General features: G+C 44.5%; 1 protein-coding gene. It reads left to right on the top strand.

Features of this window, described 5'->3' with window-relative positions:
- Positions 1-64 precede the first annotated feature (64 nt).
- Positions 65-283: hypothetical protein (locus B4K20_RS00005; protein ID WP_289281404.1), on the top strand; the 219-nt coding region annotated here is incomplete at its 3' end.

Genomic DNA, 283 nt, shown 5'->3' with positions numbered 1-283 from the left:
ATGTTCTGTTAGTTTAGACACATTTTCAATGACTGTGCATTTTGAAATATCCAATGAGGCAAAAATGACCACAACACAACTTACAGAACGATGGCAATCGATTCTGCAGGATAAGCAAAATCTGCTTGATTCTGCCTCTGAAGTATTAACGGCCAGTGAGTATGTGTTGAATCAGGGCGACAGGCAACCACAGCGTTTGCGTGAGTTGGTCGAAAGTGGTGATTTGGAAACTGTCTATGCAGAAGATGGCTATCAGCAACGCCTGCAAACCCGGCTGGCACAG

It is taken from the genome of Methylophaga sp. UBA5088, assembly GCF_002414625.1.
In the GTDB taxonomy this organism is placed as follows: Bacteria; Pseudomonadota; Gammaproteobacteria; order Nitrosococcales; family Methylophagaceae; genus Methylophaga; species Methylophaga marina.
The sequence above is the reverse complement of the archived record's forward strand: the minus strand, read 5'-3'. Positions and strand labels throughout refer to the sequence as shown.